At 24.5% G+C, this 9,182-nt stretch carries 9 protein-coding genes and 1 pseudogene; 3 read left to right on the top strand and 7 right to left on the bottom strand.

The window, feature by feature from the left end:
- Positions 1-878 precede the first annotated feature (878 nt).
- Together Q0J35_RS08790 and Q0J35_RS08795 are read right to left on the bottom strand one after the other, a co-directional pair.
- Positions 879-1,181 carry a hypothetical protein gene (locus tag Q0J35_RS08790; protein WP_297195582.1) on the bottom strand — a complete coding sequence of 101 codons (303 nt, stop codon included), beginning with the start codon at positions 1,179-1,181 and terminating at the stop codon, positions 879-881.
- A 37-nt stretch (positions 1,182-1,218) separates the two neighbouring features.
- Entirely contained in the window at positions 1,219-2,862 is a 1,644-nt protein-coding gene (locus Q0J35_RS08795) for a DUF4942 domain-containing protein (protein WP_297195584.1), read from the bottom strand.
- Between the two features lie 347 nt (positions 2,863-3,209).
- On the opposite strand from Q0J35_RS08795, the gene Q0J35_RS08800 reads away from it, so the two are divergent.
- The 3 genes from Q0J35_RS08800 to Q0J35_RS08810 all read left to right on the top strand — a co-directional run bounded on the left by Q0J35_RS08800 (position 3,210) and on the right by Q0J35_RS08810 (position 4,753).
- A complete protein-coding gene (locus Q0J35_RS08800; RefSeq protein ID WP_297195586.1) occupies positions 3,210-3,605 on the top strand; it encodes a hypothetical protein in 396 nt (131 codons plus the stop codon).
- Between the two features lie 325 nt (positions 3,606-3,930).
- Positions 3,931-4,518: a hypothetical protein gene (locus Q0J35_RS08805; RefSeq protein WP_297195588.1), complete on the top strand. Its 588-nt coding sequence runs from the start codon at positions 3,931-3,933 to the stop codon at positions 4,516-4,518.
- On the top strand, positions 4,499-4,753 hold the full coding sequence (locus Q0J35_RS08810) for a hypothetical protein (RefSeq protein WP_297195590.1): 255 nt from the start codon (positions 4,499-4,501) through the stop codon (positions 4,751-4,753). Before Q0J35_RS08805 ends, Q0J35_RS08810 begins: the two co-directional genes overlap by 20 nt.
- Positions 4,754-4,771: 18 nt before the next feature.
- Here Q0J35_RS08810 and Q0J35_RS08815 read toward each other — a convergent pair whose 3' ends face one another.
- The 5 genes and pseudogenes from Q0J35_RS08815 to Q0J35_RS08835 all read right to left on the bottom strand — a co-directional run.
- Positions 4,772-5,650 (bottom strand): Fic family protein, encoded by an 879-nt coding sequence (locus Q0J35_RS08815; RefSeq protein ID WP_297195592.1) that lies wholly within the window; start codon positions 5,648-5,650, stop codon positions 4,772-4,774.
- A 55-nt stretch (positions 5,651-5,705) separates the two neighbouring features.
- Positions 5,706-6,494, bottom strand: coding sequence for a TrbM/KikA/MpfK family conjugal transfer protein (locus Q0J35_RS08820; protein ID WP_297195595.1), 789 nt, complete (start codon positions 6,492-6,494; stop codon positions 5,706-5,708).
- 11 nt (positions 6,495-6,505) lie between these two features.
- Positions 6,506-7,498: a hypothetical protein gene (locus Q0J35_RS08825; protein WP_297195598.1), complete on the bottom strand. Its 993-nt coding sequence runs from the start codon at positions 7,496-7,498 to the stop codon at positions 6,506-6,508.
- Between the two features lie 22 nt (positions 7,499-7,520).
- A complete protein-coding gene (locus Q0J35_RS08830) occupies positions 7,521-8,603 on the bottom strand; it encodes a hypothetical protein (protein WP_297195600.1) in 1,083 nt (360 codons plus the stop codon).
- Between the two features lie 170 nt (positions 8,604-8,773).
- Positions 8,774-9,182: pseudogene (locus Q0J35_RS08835) on the bottom strand (hypothetical protein); the annotation flags it as partial.

Consider the following 9,182-nt stretch of genomic DNA (forward strand, 5'->3'; position numbering starts at 1 on the left):
CTCTATATAGCAATGTTTTAATATTAACAATCCTTATCAAAACACTATGTTTTCAACTTTTATTTTTTTTTTTTTTTATTTTTTTTTTTTTTTTGAAAATCAAACTATATTAAAGAATAATAAAAAATATAAATTTATATTATAACTATAATAAATTTTTAAAAATATATTATATATTCCTCCCTTTTTATATTTTATATATATATTTTATAATGTAAGGTTTAAGCTTTCATTTACTATCGCTTTAAATAGCTATTTTTCAGTGCTTAGAATGAGTTTAAAATTGCAAAGCTATTATAACATTTTGGGACTTTTCTATATAACATTTTGGGACACTTTCAGCTATTTTTAAGCTTTAAAAACAAGACTTTTATTTATACCAAAAGCCTGATATACCTTATTTTTATTTAATATTAATCATTCTTAATACCTTATTTGCATTATTTTTAATATATAAAAAAATCTAAGTATCTTAATATAGACTTTTATTATTGTCTTTTTTTATTTTTTGCATTATAACATTTTGGGACTTTTCTATATAACATTTTGGGACTTTTCTATTTAAGTTTTCATTTACCATTCTTTTAAAACACTATAAAATAGGCTTTTTGTTTTAATAATCATTATTTGGTATTTTTGATAAATCATATATATATATATATATATATGTTTAAAAAACAATAAAAAATAATATTTTTCTTTAAAAAATATAAATACCCCATAAAACTAACAAAAAGCTATCTAAAATCCAAAATTATACCCATTACCTATACTAAAAAAATATCTTTATGATAGCCTAGAGGCTTAATTAGAGCTATAAACAAATTCTAATTTAAGTCTAAGCTGCAATAAAAACAAATTTAAAAAAAAGATAATTTTTATTTTTCTTTATCCATATCTTTTCTTAACAATTCTGTTAACATTTCGTAATGCTCTTCTTTGAAATGACTTTTCACAAGGTCTTCTATTTCCATTTCACAAGAAAGTTGCATATACAATATAACTTTGTTTTCAAATCTTTTGCTAATAGGAATATTTTTCATTTTTTTTAAAACATATTTTTTACAAGTCATAATATTCTTTGTTGAAAATTCTATAAGAAAATCAACTTCACTTTCTGTATTTTTTATATTTATGTTGTGTTTTTTTAGCATTGCTTGCAACTCTTCTAATTGTAACATTTTTTATCCTTTCAATTTAATATTTTTCTTAAAAAATCTAGTTTAATAATTTAACATCATCTTTTTTAATTTGCATTTTATCAACTAATAAAAAGGCTTTGTCTATAATCTCATCATTACACTCTGGAAAGTTTTCTTTAGCTTCTGCTTTATTGTTTATCCACTTTCTTAACTTACCCACTGCTATATTAAAACAAGCCATAAATTCTTTATTAAATTTAAAATGTAAATTTCCATTTTTATAAGCTCTAAAGCTAAAAAATATCTCTTTTTCTTTATTATGGTTTATAAAAAAACAATCTCCCTCGCTTTTATCCTCAAATTGTTCTGAAATATAACTATAATTTTTATAATGCTCTATTAAAGAAAGATTTAAATAAGGTATAAATCCCAAAAGCTTTGCTATTGTTGATAATTTATCCCAAAGTTCAGAAATTGAACTTAAACTTCTACAAGGATAAACAACTCTATAATCAAGCTTTTTAGCCTTAAACTTATCGTCTGAATGTCTCCATGATGAGAATATAAATTTTTTATTTGATTTGTATTCTAAAGCCCCTTCCTCTGTAAAATCATCAAATAAATCTAAAACACCTAAATCTACGTAATAATTTGCATTTTTAATAACATATAAACAAGCTGATTTTATGTTTGAAAAATTAAAATCAATGTTTAAGTTTGAAAAGGTATCTGCTAATCTTAATCTATATTTAGGTATAAGCCTTTCATTAATGCTATCAAGTCTATTAAAAAGCTCCTTCCAAAACACAAATTTAATACTCTTAATTTCCCCTTGTATAGCCTCTGCAATAGCTTCTTTATTGATTCTTAAATTGCTTAATATTGATTTTGGTATATTGTTAAAATTATTTAATGAATAGTTTAATTTTTCAAATTCTTTATTATAAAGACTTATTAACTTTTCTATTAAATCCTCGTTTTTTACCTCATTTATTTCTCTTTTTATATCGTTTTCAAACTCCTCATCTTTTTTACTTCTATTTTGTATGTTTTCTAAATCTATATTAAAATATTCTTTCAAAGATGAAATAAATAAATCGTTGTTTTTATCATTAAATCTATACTTATTAAAAATAAATTCTACGATTTCAACCCTAGCTCTCGCCTGTCTTTGAGCGTTTAAAAAGTCAAATTCTCCTAAAATATTATGGCATTTCAAATCGTCTTTCCTGCTATATATAGCATTTTTAATCTCCTTGCTATCTTTCCAACGACTAGGCAAGATTAAAAATATTCTATTTGCTTTAAGCTCTTTAATTATTCTACTTGCAAAAGCTTCATACTCACTATAAGGCGGATTGCAAAAGACAATATTAAAATAAGTTTTTTCTATTAAAGAAGTTTCGTAAAAATCTCCCCCTATTACTACAACGTCCCTTTGCATTTGTTCTATTAAAATATCGCTTTTCTCAATAGCATATTTATTAAAAGAAATGTATTCTTTTCCATCTTTTTGTAAATTTTCTTTTATCTTTTCTAATACCTTACCATTACCCGCTCCTATATCTAAAACATTTAAGTTATAAAGGCTACTGCTATTTATTTCATCAATAATACTAAGGGTTATTTTACTAATCATTTCATCTGTGCTTGGATACCATTCAAAATCCTGGCCTTGTTCCTTTAACTGCTTTACTAATTCTGTAACACTTTTACTCATCTTTTTTCCTTTCTTTTTTATTACTATAATTATACCAAAAAAAATAATATAAGTCAATAGAAAAAACAAAAAAAAACAAAAAAAAATACACAAAATATTAACATTCCCTCCCTTTTATAAGCTCCTTTAGGTGCTTATACTTAGTAATATTGTGGGGCGTTGCGGGGTATCCCCGCTTATCTTAAGCTAAAGACCTTGTGGCTTTAGCTTTGTTTTTAAGACCTTAGGCTTAAAAACTTATGAGACAAGACCTTAAGGCTTGTCGAACAATAAACATTAAAAAACAAAAAAAATAACAAAAATAAAAGAAAATATGCTATAATAAAAATAAAAAGGTGTGGATAAAAATGACTAGAGATGAATTTTATTCCTTAAAAACGGCAAAAAAAAAGAAAAAAACAATAGAAATGAGCGAAGAAGAGTTTGAACTTTTGCTAAAAGAAGCTGGTTTAACAAAAAAGGATTTTTTAAATATAGTTGGTTGTTATGAAAATAATTTGTATCGCTGGGCTAGAGAAAAGCAATATCCACCTTATATTAAAACAATTCTTACTTGGGCTATAAAGGCTAGAAAATACGAAAATCAAACACATAATATCCTTGAAAATACTGATGAAAGGCAAAGCGAATATGAATTATATAAATCTTTAAAAGCACAAAACACTAATTTAAAAGAAAGAATAAAAGAATTTAAAGAGCTAGAAAAACTATATTTAGAAATATTAAATGATACAAAATCTTAAACTATTTTAATTATTATAAAATAATTAAAATATTATTTTATAATATATAGCTATCCAAAACCATTCTAAACAATACTTAATTATTTATAATATTTTATATTTATTTAATTTTATTTTAAACATTAATAAATTAATATTATTTATTATAAATAATTTATATTTATAATAAATAATTTAAAATTATTAATAATATTATAAAGTTGTATATAATAGTTTTAAACTATTATCAATATTTAAAAACTTTTTATAATAGTTTTTAAATATATATAATTATTTATAATATTTATTTTAAATATTTAAATATAAACAACTAAAAGGAGCAAAAATGATTATATCTATAATAAACAAAAAAGGTGGAGTAGGTAAAACACCCTTTGCTTTTAGTATAGCAAAAGACTTAGATATGTTCTTGCAAAGTAATGATAATTCCATTATAGAAAGTATATACCCTAACAAGTCTAAAATTTCTAAACAACCCTCTTTACTAGATAACTGCGTATATGATTTTGGAGGCTTTGTAGAAAAAGGGATTGTAAATATCCTTAAGGAAAGTGATTTTATTATTATTCCTTGCACTGAACTTTATAATTCTATATTAAGAAGCATAGAAACAATAAATGAAATAAAAGCAATAAATAAAAATATAACTTTGCTTGTAACGGCTTATAGAGATGAAAAAGGAAAAGAAATAATAAAAGATACAATAACAAACAATACACTAGGTTTAGATTTTTACTTTTTCAAATATTCTAAAATAATAGATAATGCTATGATAAATGCTCTTTCATTCACAGAGCTTTACAATGAAACACCTTTATCAAAAAAAGCTTATAAAAACTTTTTTGATGAATATTCAAAACTACTTAACACAATTAAAAATAAAGGAAGAAGCAATGCAAAAAAAGGGGCTTAGTAGCATAGATGAGGCTTTAAAAAAAGAAGCAAGCAAACAAAGAACTTATGTTGATAGCGAAACAAAAGCAGGTAGAAAGAAAAAAGAAAACAAATCTATTCCCCTTATGATTTATCTAGAAAAAGAAGAATATGATGAATTTGAAAAAGCTATGCAAGAAGAATTTGAACTAAATAAATCATATTTTGCAAGAAAGATTATAGTTAGGTATTTAAGAGAAAGAAAAGCTAAATAAAATTATATTAACACACATCTAAACAAGCTTATTTTCTTTAGCCTTCTTAATTTGTTTAAGTGTTTTAAGTGCATTATCATCTATATTAATGCCTTGCTTTTCTAAATCCTTGTGTAAATTAAGAATTTTATTTTCAAGCTTTACTTTTACACTAGGATTAAGAACCTTAGCTTTTTTCTTATAAGTTTTTAACTTTTCACTAAAACTATTTAATAAGGCATTGTTATTAAATGCTAAAAATCTTTCTCTTTCCTTTTCTTGTATCTCTTTAGAAAAAAGAAAAAAGTCTTTAATATCATTATTCCTTAAGATATTTATATATCTTGCCTTATCCTCTTTTGGTATAATAATTGGTGTTATGTTTTGCTCTAAACAAGAATAAACTATCATTAATCTACCTGTTCTACCATTGCCGTCAGAAAAAGGGTGTATCTTTTCAAAGTCAATATGAGCTTCTAAAATAGCTTTTATCTTATCATCATCATTTTTAGCATTTTCAAATCTAAAATAAAGATTATCATTTAAATCTTTAAGCTTAATTGGCACTAAAAATGGCTTAGTAGTATCAATATTAGAACCTATAATGAGGTTTTGAATGGTTTTAAATTTTCCATTGTTATGTATTAAATCTTTCATAATTAACTTATGAAACTTCTTGATCAACTCATTATCTAATTTCTTTTCTTTTTCTAAGCTTTTAATAAGTAAGGGTAAAACCTCTTTGTAATTTCTAACTTCATAAAATTCTCGCTCATTCATAGCCTTATTTATATAATTATCTAATAAAATAGAAGCTGTATCGTTTAAACTTAAGGTGTTACCTTCTAAAGCTGTGCTATGATGAGCCATTCTAACACATAAATCAAGCATATAATCTTTATTTTTTATAAAATCCATTTTTCATACCTTTAAAATGATTATATGCTTTCAAACTGAAAAATACTTTAACATTTTAACTTACCTTGTCTTTAACTTCCCAACAATCCTTATTTATAATATTCTTTTTAAAATATAAGGTATCTATTCTATAATATCTATTTATTTTATTTCCATCTACATAAGAACTTGTCATTTTTCTTAAATCACTAGGTAATTTTTTGTATTCAGCAAGGCTTATAAGAACTTCTTTTTTCTCACTTCCTCTTTTGCTCTCATCTAAACTCATATATTCATTATATGCTATATATGTTTTAGTATAGCCATTAAACCAATCTGTTTGAGTATAAAAATCATTAGGACAAGTATATTTAATTTCCTTTTGAAAATACTTAGAAGAACTTAACAAGGTGCAAGATTTTGTAGGTGCTGGATTAATTCTAAAATAAGATACATAAGAAGCTCCTACTTTTACTTTCTTTTCTTCAACTCTATTTAACTCCTCTTTCGTGCAAGAACCATCTAAATTTGGAACTATTTCGTTTTGAAAATGAGTTAAATCAGAGTCTTTAGAACTTAGTGCATTTTTTACCTCTGTTGGTAAATCTAAATTAGCTGGTGGTGGTGTATTTGTATCACACATCTTTAAAAAATCAAGACGTTTTGTTAGCATTTTAGCTGGGTTTGTATCAAATATATTAAAATATTCTGCTACATAAGGAGCACACGCACCACTTGTAACACCTCCTGCTAAACAAAGCAAAGCACCACAAGCATTATCATTTGCTAAAGCATTATTTTGTATTCCTAAACTTATAACTGCTATTAAAGAAAATTTTTTATAGTTTTTTATAATATTTTTCATTTTATATCCTTTCATTCTATATTTGCGTATTTCTTTTTCATTGCCTCAAAATCTGGAAAGCCTTCTTTATCATATAAAACATCTCCATATTTATCTTTAAATTCTTTCATCTTTTTAGTATCTTCTATGCTAATAACTTTACTAGGTTTTTCATCATAATTAACCTCTATGCCGTTTTTGTTGTTTTTAAGTTCTGTTGATTGCATAGAATAAAAATTTAAAGATAACTCATATTGTTTTTGTGCCACTTCTAAAATCTTTAAAAGCATAGCGTTTTGTAAGGCTTGGGCTTGTTTTTGATTATTTGGCATTTTAAGCTGATTTGCTAACTTTTTAATATCCTCATCAAATTTCTCCTTTGAATATGGTGAGTTTTTACTTCCATTTATATACTCTTCATAAAGTATTAAGACTTGAGAGGTGTTTTTATTTGTGCTTTGACTTTTAAGAAAAGATTCTGTTTTTTCAATCATACTTATTTTATGTCTTAAATCCTCTCTTTCTTGCTCTGTTTCTACCTCTTGCATTTCTTTTGTTAATCTTGCCTTAGTTTCGTGTAATTTATCTGTATTTACAGCACTTATACAAGAATTTATCTTATCTTTTAACTTTTTATCACTTTCGCTTAATATCTTTGCAAATTCCTCTGAATTTTGTTCTAAATAAGCACAAGCATTAGTTATATCTGTTGTTTCTTGGAATACCTCTTTATCTATTTTATAATCCACATTTGAAATAGCATTATCAATTACACTTGAGGTTTGACCTAAAATTTCTTCTACACTCATTCCAAATCCCGCTTCTTTAAGCTGATTAGCTTGATTTGTGGTAGATAGTAAAAGTTGTTGATAGTCTTTTAATTGTTGAGCATACATTTTAACCTGTTCTTGGTATGATAATACACTTTGAGTTAAAGCTCCTACGTCCATTGTGGGAATACCCGCTGAAAATGAGGTAGATATTAGCAAGGTGCTTGCTATAAGAGATAGTTTTATTTTATTCATTTTAACTCCTTTTTATTAAGTTTTACATAGCTCTGCCAAAAGTATTAACTGTTTTTTTGAGTATGCTTTGTATTTTTGTATGTTCTTTATTTTTTACATACTTGTTTAAAAACTCATCTATTTTTTTAGACTGCTCTTGGTGTGTATCCTTAAAAGTTGGATTGTGCTTTTGCATTTTTTCGTAAAGATTTTCAAATTTATTTAAAATCTCTTCTTGCTTTTTAATATCATTTGTTTTTTTAAATGAATCCATTAGCTTAGAAAAGTCCTTAGAAAGTTCTTTGTTTTGATTAATATCAATTACATTGTCTTTAGATTCTTTTCTAGTTTTTACAATATCTCCTGAAACCTGCATAAGAAGCTCTTTGTTTTCTTCTTTCTTAACTAAGGTGCTTAAGTCCTTAGCTATTTGTTCTAGTTTTAGAAGAGCTTTTAATTCCTCTTTATTTAGTGTTTGACTTTCTTTATTATCCTTAAGTCTTTCTTTTATAACCTTTTTTTCTTTTCTTCTTTGATAAATTTTAACTAAAAGAGTTATAAGCTCATTTATATCTTTTGCATTTAATGTTTTTACCAAATCATTTGTGCTTTCTCGTCTTTTTTCATTCAAATCATTTTGAAGCTCTTTTTCTCTTATTTTTAAGTTTCTAAGCTCTTTTTCTAAATCCTCTTTATCTTTTGGATTTATATTTTCCTTAGTGAATTTGTTTGCTTTTTCGTTTTCTTGCTGGTTTGTATTTGCATTGTTTTGTCTTTTAAGTTCCTCTTGCACTTCTTTTTGTCTTTTTAAATTTTCGTCTAATTCTTTATTAACTTGCTCTTCATAATAAATAAACTGTTCCACTTTATCATATGCATCATTTTTATAAAAATCACTATTTTCTATATCTTTTATATTCTCTTTTTCTATATGTTCTTGGTGGTTAGCAGAACCAAAAGCAAAATCTTTTTCTAAGTCTTTAGCCTTATTTGCTACTTCATCAAATTCCTTTTGAAAATCTCTTTCACTATTTATATTGTTTTCTTGTGAATTTGATTCCTTTTCATTTGTTTGTAATAATTCTTGTTCTTCATCAAAAAGTGTTGGTATTTCTTGCTTTTCCATAAAATTCCTTTTTTTATTTTTTAAAATTTTTGCATTTTATAGAAAAACATATTTAAAGTCAAAAAAATGGGTATATTATTTTATATCCATATAAATGTTGATTTTCTAATTTATACTTTTTTAATTTTTAATGGGTATAATTTCAAAACTAAACTAAAAACTGCTCTTGCTTACTGAATACTGTGAATGTGAAATGTTACATAAGGCAGTCTTATATAGCCTTTTATACTTTTTGAATTTTCTATTAATGCTTGTCCAAGTTTATAAGCTAAATGATTATGAATTCTAGCTTTTGCTGAATTTACTTGTATTACATTTATTCTAGGCATAAATACATCTTCTTTTATATTTAATTCTTTGTATAGTTTTTTTGTATTTAGTTTTTTATTTATTAGATCTTGTTCTAAATTTAAAAGTTTTAAAGTTGTTTCTTTGTGTTCTATGGAGGATATATAAGAGCTGTGTTCTTTTTTTATATTTTCTTTTTCTTGTTTTAGTTTGTTTATTTCGAGGTCTTTAGAGTCTATAAGTTTTTTTCTATCCTTAGCAAAATCAACTATAAAATTTGCTATTCTATCC

Origin of the sequence: uncultured Campylobacter sp. (assembly GCF_944323605.1) — a bacterium.
GTDB lineage: Bacteria > Campylobacterota > Campylobacteria > Campylobacterales > Campylobacteraceae > Campylobacter_D.

Bases quoted from the DNA above. Each gene is read 5' to 3' on its own strand.
- Q0J35_RS08790 (WP_297195582.1), bottom strand. From the start codon at position 1,181: ATGTTACAATTAGAAGAGTTGCAAGCAATGCTAAAAAAACACAACATA.
- Q0J35_RS08795 (WP_297195584.1), bottom strand. From the start codon at position 2,862: ATGAGTAAAAGTGTTACAGAATTAGTAAAGCAGTTAAAGGAACAAGGC.
- Q0J35_RS08800 (WP_297195586.1), top strand. From the start codon at position 3,210: ATGACTAGAGATGAATTTTATTCCTTAAAAACGGCAAAAAAAAAGAAA.
- Q0J35_RS08805 (WP_297195588.1), top strand. From the start codon at position 3,931: ATGATTATATCTATAATAAACAAAAAAGGTGGAGTAGGTAAAACACCC.
- Q0J35_RS08810 (WP_297195590.1), top strand. From the start codon at position 4,499: ATGCAAAAAAAGGGGCTTAGTAGCATAGATGAGGCTTTAAAAAAAGAA.
- Q0J35_RS08815 (WP_297195592.1), bottom strand. From the start codon at position 5,650: ATGGATTTTATAAAAAATAAAGATTATATGCTTGATTTATGTGTTAGA.
- Q0J35_RS08820 (WP_297195595.1), bottom strand. From the start codon at position 6,494: ATGAAAAATATTATAAAAAACTATAAAAAATTTTCTTTAATAGCAGTT.
- Q0J35_RS08825 (WP_297195598.1), bottom strand. From the start codon at position 7,498: ATGAATAAAATAAAACTATCTCTTATAGCAAGCACCTTGCTAATATCT.
- Q0J35_RS08830 (WP_297195600.1), bottom strand. From the start codon at position 8,603: ATGGAAAAGCAAGAAATACCAACACTTTTTGATGAAGAACAAGAATTA.